Consider the following 15,868-nt stretch of genomic DNA (forward strand, 5'->3'; position numbering starts at 1 on the left):
CTACCGGGCCGGGTGCACGGAGATTCCAATGAAGATTCTGATCGTCGAAGATGATGAGCGCGTTTCCGAGGCGCTCAGTGTCTTCCTGCGCAAACGCGGATATCGTACCCAAATTGCAGCCGCTGGATCACAAGCCCTCGCCCAGCTCGGCTCAGACACCGAAGTGGTGCTGCTAGACCTTGGCCTTCCCGACGTTGACGGCATTGATCTTTGTCGCCGCATTCGAGCACAGACGGGGGTTCCGATCATCATTGCAACGGCGCGAAGCCACGTGCAAGACCGTATTCGTGGGTTGCGGGCTGGCGCGGACGATTTTGTGGTGAAGCCCTATGACGTGCGCGAATTGGTAGCTCGAATCGAGGCTGTGACCCGTCGTTCTCGGGTGCTTGCGGCGCCGCAGGATCAACGTGTTGAGACGCAGGGTGTGTGCATTAACATGACCAGCCGTCAGGTAGTTGTTGACGGCGAGCTCATTGATCTCACTCGCAAGGAGTTCGACATCGTGGGTGTGCTCGCTCGTTACCCGGGTGTGGCGGTGCCGCGAGAGCGTCTGATCCGTGAGGTGTGGAACACGGAGTGGCACGCCTTTAGCCGTTCGCTTGAGGTGCACATTGGCTCGATCCGACGCAAAACTGGTCGCAGTGAACTCATCGAGACGGTGCGTGGTGTTGGCTACCGAATGGTTGTGTCTTAACCGATGCGAACGCGTCTGGTCGTTGTTTTTTTGGTGCCACTTATTGGCGTGCTGCTTGCCCTCGGGGGTGCGTACGCCTGGAGTGCTGCCCGTAGCGCCCAGCAGGAATTTTTTGCCGACCGTTCCGGCGACGTGAGTTATTTTGTGACGAGCGCAAGACAATCGTTGCGCTCTGGCAATGCGACCGTCATTGAGGGGGAGGCTCTTCGGTACCACGAGCTCTATGGGGCGAAGGTCGCCGTGGTCGACCGATCGGGCACACCCTGGGTTGCGATCGGCATGCCCTCAAAAGTGCTTGATGACGACACGAATGATCGAGTGCAGTTGGCGCTTTCGGGCAGACGAGGAGAAACTCCTCAGGCGGTTTTGCCGTGGCTCATCGCCGAAACGGCGCTGGTTGAGCCTGTCTTTGACGACGGTGATGTGATCGGCGCAGTGGTGCTCTCTGCTAGCACAGAATCACTGCGCAAAACCATCGCGCAGCAGTGGGTGGTGCTCGCTGCCGCGGCGGTGATCGCGATTGCGGCGGGCCTGCTGCTCATGAACCGACTCGCGAGTTGGGTGTTGCAACCGGTGCGGCGAGTTGATGAGGCGATGGCTGCGATTGAACAGGGGCATATGGAGGCGAGGATCGCCGACGATACTGGCCCGCCGGAGCTTCGGCGCATGATTGAACTGTTTAACCGAATGGCCAACGAGATTGAACGTGTTGTTTCTCGGCAGCAGGAGTTCGCTCTCACTGCATCGCACGAATTGCGCAACCCTTTGAACGCTCTCATGCTGCGAGTCGAATTGCTTGCGATCGACCTCGATGGTGAGCATGAGGAAGATGTTGAAGCGCTTCGTGAGGAGGGGCGGCGCATGACTCAGATTCTTGAAACTTTGCTCGGACTTGCGCGGAGCGGTCGTGGTGAGGCTGCCTTTGCTCCAGTCGATCTGGTCGAACTCGTGGAGCGCCGAATTGACGCTTGGCAGCAGGTTGCTGATGAGGGTCGGGTTCGTTTTGAATTACATGCCGAGCACGCTGTGGAGGCGGTGACAGATGCGATTGTGATCGAAAGTGCGTTTGATGCGGTTATAGACAATGCCCTGAAATACGCGCCTCGCGGGAGCAAAATTGAGGTTTCTGTGATTGATCTCCAGGACTCTTTTGAGATTGTGATTCGCGATCATGGGCCAGGCATTAACCGTGAAGATCTTGGCAAAATGACCGATCGTTTCTGGAGAGGCGAAGGCAGTGAGCAAAAGCCAGGAACAGGCTTAGGACTCGCGATCGCAACCGATCTGCTTGCCTCGCTTGGTGGTCAGCTGAGTGTTGATGCTCCGGCCAACGGAGGACTCGTGGTGAGCTTCCAATTGCCCAAAGGGGGAGTGCGATGAGTCGAATACGGTTGGCGCGAAAAAGGGACTTTCGGACAGGTGTAGCGGCGATCCTCGCTGTCCTAATGCTGTTGAACGTGAGTGCGTGCGCTAACGGGAATTCCGAGCGAAATTCACCAAAGTATGTCATTTCTGGCGGCGGCACGTCAGGCGTCTACTACAACTACGGCAGCAATCTTGCCAGCGAGCTCTCCCGGAATCTCCCTGAAGACTTTGTGGTTGCAGAGAGCGAAGGATCGATCGACAATCTGTTCCGCATCGGATCAGGACAGGCGCTGCTCGGCTTTGCACAGAGTGATGCGGCAGCAAACGCCACGCTTGGTGATGGCACTTTTGGGCAGCGAATTCCAGTCAGAGCAATCGCGAGGCTCTACGACGAGTACGTGCACTTGGTGGTGCGGGCAGACTCAGACATCAATGACGTTCGCGATTTGCGCGGAAGAGTGGTGTCTTTGGGTGCTAGAAATTCGGGCGTGAATCTCGTGTCGATGCGTGTGATGAGCGCGGTTGGGTTGACGCCGGGAAGCCTTGAAAACAAAGAGCTTGGACCAGACGCGGCGATTGAGGCACTTCGTACCGGGCAAATCGAGGCCATCTTTTGGGTCGGTGGAGTGCCGACACCGGGGCTAGAAAAACTATCAAAAGAAGTTCAGCTTCGCCTGGTGCCGATTGAGGCTGAAGTTGTTGAAAAACTGAATGCAAACTATGGCGGGGTGTATCGGATCTCTGAGTTTCCGATCGGTTCTTACGGCTGGGATACCCCGACCATGACCATGTCCGTGCCGAACTATTTGGTGGTTTCTGAGGACGCCCCGGCACCGCTTGTGCGTGAGATCACAGAGCAACTGTTTGCCTCTCGGGCCGCACTCGCGCAGCAGGTGCCAACCGCAGCCCTGCTTGACCGGAGGCAGGCAATTTTCACCGATCCCATAGAGTTGCACCCCGGCGCAGCCGAGTACTACACCGCTGCAAAACACTAGTTTCTAGACAAGCCTGCAAGTCTCAAGAAACCCTCAAGAGGCGTGTGTAACTCCCGTGCCGCTCTTACCGTTGAATCATCTCGTCCGATTCAATGGAGAATGCGTCGGTAGCCCCTGTCTTTGATCAGGCAAGCGCTCGGTTCTTCATACAAGCCAGAAGTATGAGAGGCCAATTATGAGTGCATCTTCATCTGAACGTCCCGCATCAGCGGCCGGTGACACCACTGCTATTCGTGTACAGGCCAACGATCGAGAACCACTCGTTGTGGTCTCAGGCGTAAACAAACACTACGGCGATTTGCACGTGCTTAACGACATCAACACCACCGTCGGGCGCGGTGAGGTCGTGGTGATCCTCGGGCCTTCGGGCTCTGGCAAATCTACGCTCTGCCGCGCAATCAACCGTCTTGAAACCATCGACTCGGGCAGTATCGCCATTGACGGGGTTGAACTGCCGCAAGAGGGTAAAGAACTCGCGCACTTGCGGGCCGACGTTGGCATGGTGTTTCAATCATTCAACCTATTTGCGCACAAGACGATTCTTGAAAATGTGACACTCGGCCCAATCAAAGTTCGCGGCCTGAGCAAAAAAGAAGCCGAAGCGCGCGCGATGGCGCTGCTCGAACGCGTGGGGATTGCAAACCAAGCGAAGAAACTGCCCTCGCAACTCTCTGGCGGCCAGCAGCAGCGTGCAGCTATCGCCCGTTCGCTCGCGATGCAGCCCAAACTGATCCTGCTTGACGAGCCAACCTCGGCCCTTGACCCCGAAATGATCAACGAGGTTCTCGACACCATGATCGGGCTTGCTAACGACGGCATGACGATGGTTGTCGTGACTCACGAAATGGGGTTCGCGCGCCGCGCCGCAGATCGAATTCTGTTTATGGCAGACGGTCAGATCGTCGAAGAAGCGACACCGGAGCAGTTCTTTACTGACCCGCAGACGTCGCGTGCCAAGGATTTCTTGTCCAAGATCCTCGGCCACTAATTCACCAGTACGCGCTCGCGCGTCTCATAAACCTGACGAGAAACAACGTGATGACAAAGACACTGTCAACACCAACTAGGAAGCAGGGAATCATGCGATTCACAAAAACCGCGGCAGTCATGGCCGCAGCCGGTGCTCTTTTGCTGGCAGGCTGCTCGGGCGGCAACTCAAACACCGAAGAACCGACTGTCAAAGAAGAAGTCACCTTCGAAGCAGGCACCACAATGGCTCGCCTGCACGACGCGGGCAAGATCACGGTCGGCACCAAATTTGATCAGCCGCTCTTTGGGTTGATGGGTCTTGACAATAAGCCAGAAGGCTTTGACGTTGAGGTTGCGAAGATCATCGCTGGTGAGCTCGGTATCAAGCCTGAGAACATCGAATGGGTTGAGGCTGTCTCGGCAAACCGCGAGCCATTCATTGAAAACGGTCAGGTAGACATTGTGGTTGCGACCTACACCATCAATGACAAGCGCAAAGAGGTTGTCTCGTTTGCCGGCCCGTACTACATCGCTGGTCAAGATCTGCTCGTACTCAACGGCAACCCAGACGGCATCAAGGGCATTGATGACGTCAAGGGCAAAAAGGTGTGCTCGGTCACGGGATCGACTTCGGCACAGAACCTGAAAGACGCTGGTGTTGAGGTAATCGAAACCGACACCTACTCAAACTGCTTGACGCCACTGCGCCAGGGTGAAGTGGTTGCGGTATCGACCGACAACGTGATTCTGGCTGGGCTCGCTGACCAGAACCCAGGCGAATTCGAAGTCATCGACAACCCATTCACCGAGGAGCCATACGGTATCGGCCTCAAGAAGGACGACACTGACTTCCGCAACTTCATCAACGACACGCTTGAGAAGTCATTCAATGACGGACGCTGGGCATCGGCGTGGGAGAGCACCGCAGGCAAGGTTCTGTCGACGCCAACCCCACCAACGATTGATCGCTACTAAGTTGTAGCGCGGCAGGGATCGGGCGGCAGCTTTGCTGCCCGATCCTCGTCGAAAAATCTAGTGACTCTAGAGAAAACAAAGAAGGGAGTGAACGCGCAATGAACGTGCTCATTGAGAATGCAGACCTGGTGCTTGCCGGATTTCTGATGACGCTTCGGCTGCTCCTACTCGGCGGTGCCGGAGCAATGCTGCTCGGCCTGGTCGTAGTAACCATGCGTATTTCACCCGTGGCCTCGTTGCGCGGTTTTGCCACCGCGTATACCGAACTCTTTCGTAATGTGCCGCTGACGCTGATCTTCCTGTTTATGGTGTTTGTGCTGCCACTGATCAACCCGAACCAGCCACCATATGAAGTGCTGGCCGTGATCGCGCTTGCTCTCTACACCTCACCCTTCGTGGCTGAGGCACTGCGCAGCGGAATCAACGGAGTGCCAGTTGGCCAGGCCGAGGCAGCCAGGTCGATTGGTCTTGGCTTCGGTCAAACTCTTTCGCTGATCGTATTGCCGCAGGCCATTCGAATGGTGGTGCCGCCGCTGATCAACGTATTCATTGCGCTCACGAAAAACACCTCAGTAGCTGGCGGGTTCTTCGTCGTTGAACTATTTGCGACGGCGCAGCGTCTCGCAAACAACAACGGCAACGCGGTGATCCCGATTCTTGTTGGAGTGGCGTTCTTTTATCTGTTGATCACCGTTCCGCTTGGGTACTTCGCCGGGCAGATCGAGAAGAAGGTGAGGGTTGCGCGATGACTGCTCAAGCAACAGTTCTTTATGACGCCCCCGGACCCAAAGCGCGTGCGCGTTCACGTGTGATTTCTGTCGTCGGTGTGCTGGCGCTGCTGGCGCTGCTCGGGTGGGTCGTGTACCGACTCGCGATTCCGCAGGTTGCCGTGAACGGTGCGGTCACCGCACCCATTCTTGACCCCACCCGCTGGGAGCCGCTCGGTGAATCCCAGGTATGGGTGCTCATGGCCCAGGGCGTGGGGGCGACGCTGAGTGCGGCTGCCGTTGGCATGGTTGGCGCGCTGATTCTTGCAGTGCTCCTAGCCTTTGGTCGGCTTGCCTCAAACCCGGTGATCCGGGTGCCAATCACAATTGTGCTGGAATTCTTCCGAGGCATGCCGCTTCTTTTGATGATGCTGTTTATTCTTCTGGTCGCCTCGACCGGCGCGTTTGTTGCTGTGGTTGCTGCGCTCATCGTCTACAACGGTGCCATCTTGGGTGAAGCCTTGCGGGCAGGCATTCTGTCACTGAACAAGGGACAGCGTGAAGCCGGACTCTCGATCGGTTTGACGCCAGTGCGAACTCGGCTGTTGATCGAATTACCGCAGGCATTCACTCAAATGTTGCCGATCATTATGGCCCAGCTGGTGGTGCTCTTGAAGGACACCTCGCTCGGTTACATCGTTGGCTATTACGAGACGCTGCGTACCGTGAAAAACCTGGCCACCTATTTTGGTAACTACTACATGTTTACGTTCTGGCTGGTTGGTGCGGTGATCTACCTCGCAATCAACCTGCTAGTTTCCTGGATCGGCCGGCGCGCGGCGCGCGCAGTGGCAGCAAAGCAGGCCTAGGTTGAAACCCGTCTTTCCATAGAAGCGAGTTGAAAAACGCCTGATGAAAAGCGCCTGGATTAAGCGGAAAAGCTTGGTCCAGGCGCTTCGGCTTTTGTCATCTAATCGAGGCTTTCACCAAGCTGGCATGGCGCGCCTCGCGCAAGGAATCGCTGGCTCGGCAAGGAGTGTGAGAAGCTGGTAGGATGGATCCGCTTCGGACATGCGTCGCCTGCCGCCAACGCGCGACACAAGACGTACTGCTCAGGGTTGTAGCTCACGGGGATCGACTTGCTGTCGATGATCGCGCGGTTATGCCCGGGCGAGGCGCGTGGGTTCACCCCACGGCCGTATGTTTGAAACAAGCAGTGTCGCGCGGCTCATTCGCGCGTGCATTGAAAGTGTCGGGTTCGCTCGACACCAGCCCTTTAGAGAACAGGCTAGAAACACACATGGACAACTAATGAGCGGCTCACGATGAGACCCGTCCGCTAATTTTGGTTCTCGCCTGTCTGGCGTGAACCCAGACAGGAGAAAAGTGGCTAACCCACGCGTAAGCGAGATTGCCAAGAAGCTCGGTATTGAGAGCAAAAAGGCAGTCGAAATTCTTAATGACGAACTGAAAGAGTTCGTTAAAAGCCCGTCGTCGACGATCATGCCCCCGACGGTGCGTAAACTTCAGGCCTATGTTGGCGAGCACCCAGAGCTCGTAAAGGCCGATGCTGCTGAGGCCGCAGAGGCCCCTGCCGCGAAGCCTGCAGCCGCAAAGCCAGGTGCCGCAAAGCCAGGCGCCGCTATGAAGCCAGGCCCGAAGCCTGGTCCTAAGCCTGCGCCAAAGGCAGAGCCAGCAGCTCCAGCCGCTGAGGCAGCACCTGCCCCAGCTGCTAAGCCAGAGGCAGCTGCAAAGCCTGCTGCCGCTAAGCCAGGCGCTGCAAAGCCCGCCGCTGCGAAGCCGGGTGCTGCTCCGAAGCCAGGCTCTGCTCCAAAGCCAGGTAGCGCCCCGAAGCCGGGTGCTGCAAAGCCGGGTGCTGCGAAGCCAGGCGCTCCTCGTCCGGGTAACAACCCGTTCGCGTCGAGCCAGGGCATGGGCATTCCGCGCCCACCTCGTCCGGGTAACAACCCGTTCGCTTCGAACCAGGGCATGGGCACTCGCCCGAACCCAGGTAACATTCCTCGCCCAGCGCCACGCCCACAGGGTGGCGGCGCAGGTGGCGCTGGCCGCCCAGGCGGTCGCCCAGGCGGTCCAGGTCGCCCAGGTGGCGCACGTCCAGGTGCGGGCGCAGGCGCGGGTGCAGGCGGCGGTACCGGAACCGGATTTGGCGCACCGCGCCCCGGTGGCGGTTTTGCTGGTCGCGGCCGTGGCGGTCGTGGTGCTGGAACTGCAGGCGCGTTTGGTCGCGGCGGCAGCAAGAGCAAGGCACGTAAGTCGAAGCGGGCGAAGCGGGCAGAATTTGAGATGCGTGAGGCGCCATCGCTTGGTGGCGTAAGCGTACCTCGCGGCGACGGATCAACTCCGATCCGTCTGCGCCGTGGCGCATCGCTCAGCGATTTCGCTGACAAGATCAACACCAGCGCCTCGAACCTGGTGACCGTGCTGTTCCACCTCGGTGAGATGGCTACCGCAACGGAATCACTTGACGAGGCAACGTTCGAGATTCTCGGCGAAGAGCTTGGCTACAAGATCCAGGTTGTTTCGCCAGAAGACGAAGATCGCGAGCTTCTCGAAGGCTTCGACATCGACATCGATGCCGAGCTTGAAGAAGAAGGCGACGACGTTCTCGAGGATCGCCCACCAGTTGTTACCGTTATGGGTCACGTTGACCACGGTAAGACTCGACTGCTCGATGCAATTCGCAAGGCAGACGTTGGTGGCGGCGAGGCCGGTGGCATCACGCAGCACATTGGTGCATACCAGGTGCACACCAAGCACGAGAACATCGACCGTGCGCTGACCTTCATCGATACCCCGGGTCACGAGGCGTTTACCGCTATGCGTGCTCGTGGTGCGCAGGTTACCGACATCGCGATTCTCGTGGTTGCAGCAGACGACGGCATCATGCCGCAGACCATTGAAGCGTTGAACCACGCTCAGGCTGCGAACGTGCCAATTGTGGTTGCAGTGAACAAGGTCGATAAGGAAGACGCGAACCCAGCGAAGGTTCGTCAGCAGCTCACCGAGTTCGGTCTTGTGGCCGAAGAATACGGTGGAGATGTCATGTTCGTTGACGTTTCGGCGAAGAACAACATCGGCATCACCGAACTGCTTGACGCTGTGCTGCTGACTGCAGACGCTGGTCTTGACCTGCGTGCGAACCCGAACAAGAACGCTCGCGGTGTTGCCATCGAGGCGAAGCTTGACAAGGGTCGCGGTGCGGTTGCAACCGTGCTTATCCAGTCGGGTACGCTGCGTGTCGGCGACGCCATCGTTGCTGGTACCGCTTACGGTCGTGTTCGTGCAATGCACGACGAGAACGGTGACGCGGTCGAAGAGGCACTTCCTTCGCGTCCAGTGCAGGTACAGGGTCTGTCGAGCGTGCCACGTGCGGGCGACAACTTCCTGGTTACCGACGAGGATCGCACCGCCCGTCAGATCGCTGAGAAGCGTGAGGCAGCTGAGCGTAACGCGCAGCTGGCCAAGGCTCGTAAGCGCATCAGCCTTGAGGACTTCACTAAGGCTCTTGAAGATGGCAAGGTTGAGGCTCTTAACCTCATCATCAAGGGTGACGTTTCGGGTGCTGTTGAGGCACTGGAAGAGTCGCTGATGAAGATCGAGGTCGACGACTCGGTTCAGCTTCGTATTCTGCACCGCGGTGTGGGCGCGATCACCGAGTCCGATGTGGACCTCGCAACGATCGACAACGCAATTGTCATCGGCTTCAACGTGCGTCCAGATGTCAAGGCTCGTGAGCGTGCAGCTCGCGAAGGCATTGACATTCGCTTCTACAACGTCATCTACAACGCGCTTGATGACATTGAATCGTCGCTCAAGGGCATGCTCAAGCCAGAGTACGAAGAAGTTCAGTCGGGTGTTGCGGAGATCCGCGAGGTCTTCCGCTCATCGAAGTTCGGCAACATCGCCGGTGTCATTGTTCGCAGCGGCACCATTACGCGCAACGCAAAGGCGCGCGTTATCCGCGAGGGTGTTGTGCTCGCCGATGGCCTCGCCATCGAGTCGTTGCGCCGCTTCAAGGACGATGTCACCGAGGTCAAGACTGACTTCGAGGCAGGTATTGGCCTTGGCAAGTTCAACGACATTCAGATCGGTGACGAAATCGAAACCACTGAGATGGTCGAGAAGCCTCGCGCATAAGCGCTGAGCTTCCTTCAAAGGGGCGGTGTGCCGGATTGATTTCCGGCACACCGCCCCTTTAGTTTTGTTCTTCAGCTGTGCCGCGTTTGCCGCTTTCGGGTGCAGTCTTGCCGTCGAGCGGCCATGCGATTTTGCGGTCGGGGGAGACATCGAAGCATGAAGCCCTGAACTCTGGAGCTATGGGTTTGTGACGCTGAAGCGAAGCAAAGCGCGAGCGGCTGTGGATTAAGGCGCTGGGCGATCCGGCGCTAAAACACTTCGGGCCCGAGCGAAATACATCGCTCGGGCCCGAAGTGAATATTAGTAGTTAGCGTACCTGCTGGTCGAAACGACGACCCTCAGATTTCGACGGAAGCACTCCGAATACGAGCAGCGCGATCCAACCAAGGTATGGAATCATGCTGAGGAAGAAGAACGGACCGGCCATGTTCGCGTCATGGAGGCGGCGCCAGGTGAGGGCGATGCCTGGAATGAGCGTGCCGAGGGAGAAGATGAACAGCAGTGCTCCGCCAATGAAGGCGAGTGCGTATGCCGAACCTCCACCGTATGAAGCGGTGTCAGCGATCGAAAGGCCGATTCCGTAGAGCATGAAGAGCACAAAGTTGCCGAGCCCGAGGAACAGAGCCGTCCACCAGAATTCACTGCGTGAGGTGCGACCAGTGAAATCTGCGTACTGCTTGAAAAAGCGTTTTACTGATGAGCCGAACCCAGCTCCGTAGAGCGGTCGCGAAGTGTTGTCTGGATCGGCGGTGCCATCGAAGTAGCCACCGACACCTGGGATAGTGCCGATAGGTGCCGCCGGGTACATCATCGCGTATGCGGGAGCCTGATTGTAAGCGGGTGCCTGACCGTAGACGGGTGGCTGTGGCGCGCCATACTGCGGAGCGCCGTAGCCTGGCGCGTTAGGGGTTGGGTACTGCGGCGCCTGCGGTGCACCGAACTGAGGTGCAGCGGGTGGCTGCGGCGCTGAGTACTGCGGCGCTGCAGGTGCTGCAGGAGCCTGTGGCGCAGCATACTGAGGCGGTGCGGGTGAGGGAGTCTGCGGTGCTGCGAATTGAGGCGGCACAGGTGCGGCAGGTGCAGCAGGAGCGGCTGGCGTTGCTGGCGTTGCCGGCGCTGCTGGTGGCTGCGGAGCGTTGAAGTGCGGTGGCTGCGGCGCATAGTTTGGCAGCTCTGGTGCTGCGGGTGCCGCTGGCGCTGGCGCTGCGGGTGATTCTGGCGCTGCCGACGTGAACTGAGGAGCTTCGGGAGCTTCCGCCGCTTCGGGCTGTTCCGGAGTCGGGTCAATTGGGGGCTGGCTCATGAGGATCTACTTCTTTTACGTATCTTGTTTGTACGACCTAGGAAAAGGTGTGCACTTCGAGGGTATCGCTCATGTGGATGAAATTTGGAGGAAATTTGTGATCCTTGAGCAAGTCTTCGCTTTGAGGAGAAAGGCGAAGCGAACCGGGCGGTAGACTGGAGCCATGTCAAACCCACGGGCGGCCAAGGTCGCAGAGCGAATTCAGCAGATCATTGCGCGTCGGCTTGAGAAGGGCCTACGCGACCCGCGCATGGGGTTTGTGACGATCACCGATGTGCGGGTGACCGGCGACCTCCAGAGCGCCAGCGTGTTCTACACGGTTTACGGTAGCGAGCAAGAGCAGGCTGACACGGCTGCCGCGTTGAAAGCTGCAACGGGCATGATGCGCAGCGAGGTTGGTAAGCAGCTCAACACTCGTCTCACGCCGACGCTTGAGTTCATTCACGATGAACTTCCAGATAACGCGCAGCATCTCAACGACCTGCTCGCTGAAGCTAAGCGTCGTGATGACGAAGCACAAGCTCTCGCAGCGAACGCCCACTACGCAGGCGAAGAAGATCCCTATACGAAGCCGCGAGATCTCGAAGCTGAAGCCGACGAAGACGACGATCTTGATGAGATCGAAGACGGCGAACTCGATGACAACGACGACTTCGACGATGAAGATGACGCCGACGATGCAGACGATCTAGACGACGCCGACGAGGCCGCCGAGCGCGACAAGTAACTCGCGTCGCAGACAGGGTAGAGTGCCGAAACGCTAGGGCAGTCGCACTCTACCCTCAGCCTCCACCATCAGGCCGTCGGCAATGAGCGAATCAAATGCACGCTCGGCCTGAGCCGGTTCGCGCAGCCCGCCATCGGCAGCAGCAGCCAGAGCCTCGGCGCGCGTGACTTCCGTTTTGGCCCCACGAAGCAAAGCCATGATGCGCCCGCGAACCTGCCGATCACTGCCAGCAAAGGCGGCCTGCCGTTTCACGACTGGAGCGTTGTCAGGAAAGCCCGATCCTCGCCATTCGCACCACTGAGCTACCGGACAGGAGCCGCAAAGCGGAGCCCGCGCCGTACAGACGATTGCGCCAAGCTCCATCGCCGCAGCGTTCAGCAAGCGCGCACGCACCGGATCCTGCGGCAACAGCGCATCCATGTCGTCGAGGTCGCTTGCTCGTGGGGGTGCTGCGGCAGCTAAACCGTGCACCATGCGGGCTATCACGCGACGGGTATTGGTATCAACGACCGGATGGCGGTCAGCAAAAGCGAAACTTGCAACGGCACGCGCTGTATAAGGCCCAATGCCCGTCAGGGACAGCAGCGTGTCAACGTCTCTTGGCACCTGATCGTTGTGCTCCGCCGCAATTTCTGTGGCAGCCCGATGCAGCCAAAGCGCACGCCTTGGGTAACCGAGACGGCCCCAGGCTCGCACCGCCTCGCCCGGTGCCTCGGCCGCGAGATCGGAGGGTTTCGGCCAACGCCTCATCCACTCTTCAAACTGCGGAATTACCCGGGCGGCCTGTGTTTGCTGGAGCATGAACTCTGAAACGAGCACAGCCCAGGGGTCAATTTCATCTGCCTGAGTGCCCCGCCAGGGCAGCTCCCGCGCTTCGAGCGCGAACCAATCAATGATGGCGTCTTGGATCTTCGCCGTCTCACGCTCATCAAACTGTGCCACCCGCCCAGTGTATTAGCCGTTGCCGCAGGCTTCGCCGGTAGGGTGGTGGAGTGAATAATGCGGCGAACGGCATTTTGCTGATTGACAAGGCAAGCGAGTGGACCAGCCACGACGTGGTAGCGAAAGCTCGCCGCGCACTCGGCACCCGGAAAGTAGGGCATGCCGGCACTCTCGACCCGATGGCAACCGGCCTTCTGATGCTCGGTGCCGGCCCAGCAACACGTTTGCTCACTCATTTGGTCGGCCTCGACAAGACATACACTGCGACGATTCGGCTCGGCGTTTCGACCGTGACCGATGACCGCGAAGGCGACGTGCTTGATATTGCTGACGCTAAGAAGATCCGTGCGCTAGAGCAAGATCCGGCGGCAATTCGTGTAGCTGTCACTGCTCTCACCGGGCCGATTGAGCAGGCACCAAGCTCAGTGAGCGCCATCAAAGTTGATGGAAAGCGGGCCTACGACCTCGTGCGCGCGGGTGAGCAGGTTGAACTGAAAAAGCGACCGGTGACGGTGCACTCATTCGAAATTGAAGAACCAAAACTCGTGGCTGCGCACGGACTCAATGGCGGGGATATCCCGATTGTGGTGCTCGACATTGACGTAACTGTTCGCTGTTCTTCAGGCACCTATATTCGCGCGTTAGCGCGCGACTTGGGTGTGGCACTTGGGGTTGGCGGGCATTTGACCGCACTTCGACGCACCGAGGTTGGCCCGTTTTCGGTGACCGATGCCGCACCAAACGAGGGCTTGGCCGACGGCTCGGTGAGCACTGCGAATCTGTTGCCGCCGGCAGAGGTCGCCTCGAAACTCTTCCCGGTGCTTGCCCTCAGCGATCAGCAAGAAGTTGATCTTGGGCACGGCAAGCGATTGGATCTTGACGAGGATCAGCTGCTCAGCAACGGTTCTGATCGTGCAATGCTGGCGGCAGCCATTGCGCCATCGGGGCGTTTGGTTGGGCTCGTTGAAGTGAAAAATGGCCGTACCAGGGTGGTTACTAACTTTCCCTCGGTAGAGCAGTAAGGATCGATCGAATGGTTACCTGGTTTGCCATTATGCAGATGGCGGTGGCGGGCATTGCTGCGATTGTCTGCCTGATCGATTACGCCCGCAAGCGCACCCCAAACGATTACACCCTTGGCGCGACCGCGCTTGTCGGGGTGCTTTTGGTCGTGCAGATAGTGATGGCGATAGCTGCTCCTGCTTTTGGCAACTTCGCGATTGGCGATTTGCTTGAGTTCTGGATGTATCTGATCGTGGCCGCCGTTTTGCCATTTGGTGCCGCGTTTTGGGCGTTGATCGATCGGCGCCGAAGCGCCCATCTGGTGCTTATGGTGGTAAATCTTGCGGTCGCGGTCATGCTTTACCGCATGCTCGTTATCTGGGGTTGATTCACGCACTTTAGAGCGCGTATGAAAGCTCGGCGCGTTGAGCCCTCAGGGCTTGACGTCGCAGTGCTGACGTCTCGGGTCGGTGGGCAGACTTGCACCCGCGAGACGGTAAACTGGTGCCCGTGCCGAATAATGAGAGCGCCAACGTCGTTACCGCCGAGTCCCGCACGAGTGGGCTTGGCCGAGTGCTGATTACGGTCTACCTGATTCTCGCGCTTGCTGCGACGCTTCGTGCGGTGTACCAGCTCATTTCGAAGTTCGATGAGGCTCCACTCGCCTACAGTTTGTCGCTGGTGAGTGGCCTGGTGTACATCGTTGCGACCTTCGCGTTGCTGAAGCGGGGGCAGGGTGCCGTGTGGCGCACGCTCGCTTGGAGTGCACTGATTTTTGAGATGGCTGGTGTGCTGATTGTTGGCACGCTGAGCCTGCTTGTGCCGAGTTTGTTTGCACACGATTCTGTGTGGTCATATTTTGGTAGCGGTTACCTTTTTGTGCCGCTGGTTTTGCCGATTCTTGGCATGATTTGGCTGGTTCGTGACGGTGCGCGCCAGAAGTTGCCGGTCGAGGATCACGATGAGAGTGAGAGCCTCTACTAATGCGGGTCTATGAATCTTTGGCGGAAATCTCTGGTGATGATTTCAGCGGCGGCACCGCAATCGCGATAGGCAAGTTTGACGGTGTGCACCGAGGCCACCGCGCTTTGCTCGACTGTGTCACCGCGGTTGCCCAGGCTCGAGAGCTGACCCCGGTCGTTTTCACTTTTACGAATAATCCGCTCAGTTTGCTGCGCCCCGAGGCTTGCCCTGATCCGATCATGAGTCGTTATCAGCGTGTTGATGCGCTTGAGGCTGCCGGTGCCACAGCGTGTGTCATGGTGCCGTTTGACGAACAGCTTTCTGCGATTCCGGCTGAAGATTTTGTTGCGCAGGTGCTGGTCGACTTGCTGCACGTGAAACACATCTGTGTAGGTGCTGACTTCCGTTTCGGCAAGGGTGGCGCTGGCGATCCTGCTTTGCTTGCGAGCGCAGGTGAGCGTCTTGGCTTTACGGTCGAAATTATCGGCAATGTCGAGGATCCATCGGTCGGCAAGATTTCTTCGTCTCGGGTGCGTGAAGCGATCTTGCAGGGTGACGTGGAAACCGCATTTCGTATGATGGATCGCCATGTCGCACTGCGCGGTGAAGTCGTACACGGTGATGCGCGTGGCCGGGAAATTGGTTTTCCAACCGCGAACCTTGGTGGCGTTGTCGAGGGACTTCGCCCGGCAGACGGCGTGTATGCAGGCTGGGCAACCGTTGACGGTGAAACGCACAAGGCTGCTATCTCGGTTGGTGCGAACGTCACTTTTGATCCCGAGGGTGAGCCGCGGGTTGAAGCATTTTTGCTTGACTTCGATGGCGATCTGTACGGCAAACAGATCGAAGTTCAGTTTGTCGAGCGTCTGCGCGGTATGGTCGCGTTCCCCAATGTCGATGCGCTTTTGCTTCGTATGAACGAGGATGTGCGCGAGACTCGCACTATCCTGATCGCGCAGCATCCGTGAACTGTGGCTGGGCGATCCAGCGTGTTGAGTGTCGCTTCGGCGAGTCGACCCAGACTCGTGTTGTAACATATCGGTAGGCAGCGCGCGATACGCTCAGGCC

General features: G+C 58.3%; 16 protein-coding genes. 14 read left to right on the top strand and 2 right to left on the bottom strand.

What is annotated here, in order from left to right; all coding sequences use genetic code 11:
• Positions 1 to 28 precede the first annotated feature (28 nt).
• The 9 genes from QBL02_RS10345 to infB all read left to right on the top strand — a co-directional run bounded on the left by QBL02_RS10345 (position 29) and on the right by infB (position 9,863).
• Positions 29 to 694, top strand: a complete 666-nt coding sequence (locus QBL02_RS10345) for a response regulator transcription factor (RefSeq protein ID WP_282726354.1) — start codon at positions 29 to 31, stop codon at positions 692 to 694.
• Between the two features lie 3 nt (positions 695 to 697).
• A complete protein-coding gene (locus QBL02_RS10350; RefSeq protein ID WP_282726355.1) occupies positions 698 to 2,074 on the top strand; it encodes a HAMP domain-containing sensor histidine kinase in 1,377 nt (458 codons plus the stop codon).
• On the top strand, positions 2,071 to 3,054 hold the full coding sequence (locus tag QBL02_RS10355) for a TAXI family TRAP transporter solute-binding subunit (RefSeq protein WP_282726356.1): 984 nt from the start codon (positions 2,071 to 2,073) through the stop codon (positions 3,052 to 3,054). Before QBL02_RS10350 ends, QBL02_RS10355 begins: the two co-directional genes overlap by 4 nt.
• Positions 3,055 to 3,229: 175 nt before the next feature.
• Positions 3,230 to 4,042: an amino acid ABC transporter ATP-binding protein gene (locus QBL02_RS10360; RefSeq protein ID WP_282726357.1), complete on the top strand. Its 813-nt coding sequence runs from the start codon at positions 3,230 to 3,232 to the stop codon at positions 4,040 to 4,042.
• 92 nt (positions 4,043 to 4,134) lie between these two features.
• Positions 4,135 to 4,998 carry a glutamate ABC transporter substrate-binding protein gene (locus QBL02_RS10365; protein ID WP_282726358.1) on the top strand — a complete coding sequence of 288 codons (864 nt, stop codon included), beginning with the start codon at positions 4,135 to 4,137 and terminating at the stop codon, positions 4,996 to 4,998.
• Positions 4,999 to 5,096: 98 nt separating this feature from the next.
• The gene (locus QBL02_RS10370; RefSeq protein WP_282726359.1) at positions 5,097 to 5,747 is read left to right on the top strand and encodes an amino acid ABC transporter permease; all 651 of its coding nucleotides are present in this window, start codon (positions 5,097 to 5,099) and stop codon (positions 5,745 to 5,747) included.
• A complete protein-coding gene (locus tag QBL02_RS10375) occupies positions 5,744 to 6,574 on the top strand; it encodes an ABC transporter permease subunit (protein WP_282726360.1) in 831 nt (276 codons plus the stop codon). Before QBL02_RS10370 ends, QBL02_RS10375 begins: the two co-directional genes overlap by 4 nt.
• 185 nt (positions 6,575 to 6,759) lie before the next feature.
• Entirely contained in the window at positions 6,760 to 7,017 is a 258-nt protein-coding gene (locus QBL02_RS10380; protein WP_282726361.1) for a YlxR family protein, read from the top strand.
• A gap of 74 nt (positions 7,018 to 7,091) precedes the next feature.
• Positions 7,092 to 9,863 carry a translation initiation factor IF-2 gene (gene infB / locus QBL02_RS10385; RefSeq protein ID WP_282726362.1) on the top strand — a complete coding sequence of 924 codons (2,772 nt, stop codon included), beginning with the start codon at positions 7,092 to 7,094 and terminating at the stop codon, positions 9,861 to 9,863.
• 307 nt (positions 9,864 to 10,170) lie between these two features.
• On the opposite strand, the gene QBL02_RS10390 is transcribed toward infB, so the two are convergent.
• On the bottom strand, positions 10,171 to 11,166 hold the full coding sequence (locus tag QBL02_RS10390) for a DUF805 domain-containing protein (RefSeq protein ID WP_282726363.1): 996 nt from the start codon (positions 11,164 to 11,166) through the stop codon (positions 10,171 to 10,173).
• Between the two features lie 163 nt (positions 11,167 to 11,329).
• Between QBL02_RS10390 and rbfA the strand changes: the two genes are divergently transcribed.
• Positions 11,330 to 11,893, top strand: a complete 564-nt coding sequence (rbfA, locus tag QBL02_RS10395) for a 30S ribosome-binding factor RbfA (protein WP_282726364.1) — start codon at positions 11,330 to 11,332, stop codon at positions 11,891 to 11,893.
• A gap of 33 nt (positions 11,894 to 11,926) precedes the next feature.
• Here the strand turns inward: rbfA and QBL02_RS10400 are convergent, their stop codons facing one another.
• Positions 11,927 to 12,835 carry an A/G-specific adenine glycosylase gene (locus tag QBL02_RS10400; protein WP_282726365.1) on the bottom strand — a complete coding sequence of 303 codons (909 nt, stop codon included), beginning with the start codon at positions 12,833 to 12,835 and terminating at the stop codon, positions 11,927 to 11,929.
• A 50-nt stretch (positions 12,836 to 12,885) separates the two neighbouring features.
• Here QBL02_RS10400 and truB point away from each other — a divergent pair, with 50 nt between their 5' ends.
• From truB to QBL02_RS10420, 4 genes are all read left to right on the top strand, one after another.
• Complete coding sequence (gene truB, locus QBL02_RS10405; RefSeq protein WP_282726366.1) at positions 12,886 to 13,857, top strand: tRNA pseudouridine(55) synthase TruB; 972 nt, start codon at positions 12,886 to 12,888, stop codon at positions 13,855 to 13,857.
• A gap of 11 nt (positions 13,858 to 13,868) precedes the next feature.
• Complete coding sequence (locus QBL02_RS10410; RefSeq protein WP_282726367.1) at positions 13,869 to 14,225, top strand: hypothetical protein; 357 nt, start codon at positions 13,869 to 13,871, stop codon at positions 14,223 to 14,225.
• Between the two features lie 122 nt (positions 14,226 to 14,347).
• Positions 14,348 to 14,821: a hypothetical protein gene (locus QBL02_RS10415; protein ID WP_282726368.1), complete on the top strand. Its 474-nt coding sequence runs from the start codon at positions 14,348 to 14,350 to the stop codon at positions 14,819 to 14,821.
• A complete protein-coding gene (locus QBL02_RS10420) occupies positions 14,821 to 15,768 on the top strand; it encodes a bifunctional riboflavin kinase/FAD synthetase (protein WP_282726369.1) in 948 nt (315 codons plus the stop codon). Before QBL02_RS10415 ends, QBL02_RS10420 begins: the two co-directional genes overlap by 1 nt.
• Positions 15,769 to 15,868 lie beyond the last annotated feature (100 nt).

The organism is Leucobacter sp. UT-8R-CII-1-4, assembly GCF_030010235.1.
GTDB lineage: Bacteria > Actinomycetota > Actinomycetes > Actinomycetales > Microbacteriaceae > Leucobacter.

Coding starts and splice junctions, on each gene's coding strand:
- QBL02_RS10345 (WP_282726354.1), top strand. CDS start 29: ATGAAGATTCTGATCGTCGAAGATGATGAGCGCGTTTCCGAGGCGCTC.
- QBL02_RS10350 (WP_282726355.1), top strand. CDS start 698: ATGCGAACGCGTCTGGTCGTTGTTTTTTTGGTGCCACTTATTGGCGTG.
- QBL02_RS10355 (WP_282726356.1), top strand. CDS start 2,071: ATGAGTCGAATACGGTTGGCGCGAAAAAGGGACTTTCGGACAGGTGTA.
- QBL02_RS10360 (WP_282726357.1), top strand. CDS start 3,230: ATGAGTGCATCTTCATCTGAACGTCCCGCATCAGCGGCCGGTGACACC.
- QBL02_RS10365 (WP_282726358.1), top strand. CDS start 4,135: ATGCGATTCACAAAAACCGCGGCAGTCATGGCCGCAGCCGGTGCTCTT.
- QBL02_RS10370 (WP_282726359.1), top strand. CDS start 5,097: ATGAACGTGCTCATTGAGAATGCAGACCTGGTGCTTGCCGGATTTCTG.
- QBL02_RS10375 (WP_282726360.1), top strand. CDS start 5,744: ATGACTGCTCAAGCAACAGTTCTTTATGACGCCCCCGGACCCAAAGCG.
- QBL02_RS10380 (WP_282726361.1), top strand. CDS start 6,760: ATGGATCCGCTTCGGACATGCGTCGCCTGCCGCCAACGCGCGACACAA.
- QBL02_RS10390 (WP_282726363.1), bottom strand. CDS start 11,166: ATGAGCCAGCCCCCAATTGACCCGACTCCGGAACAGCCCGAAGCGGCG.
- rbfA (WP_282726364.1), top strand. CDS start 11,330: ATGTCAAACCCACGGGCGGCCAAGGTCGCAGAGCGAATTCAGCAGATC.
- QBL02_RS10410 (WP_282726367.1), top strand. CDS start 13,869: ATGGTTACCTGGTTTGCCATTATGCAGATGGCGGTGGCGGGCATTGCT.
- QBL02_RS10420 (WP_282726369.1), top strand. CDS start 14,821: ATGCGGGTCTATGAATCTTTGGCGGAAATCTCTGGTGATGATTTCAGC.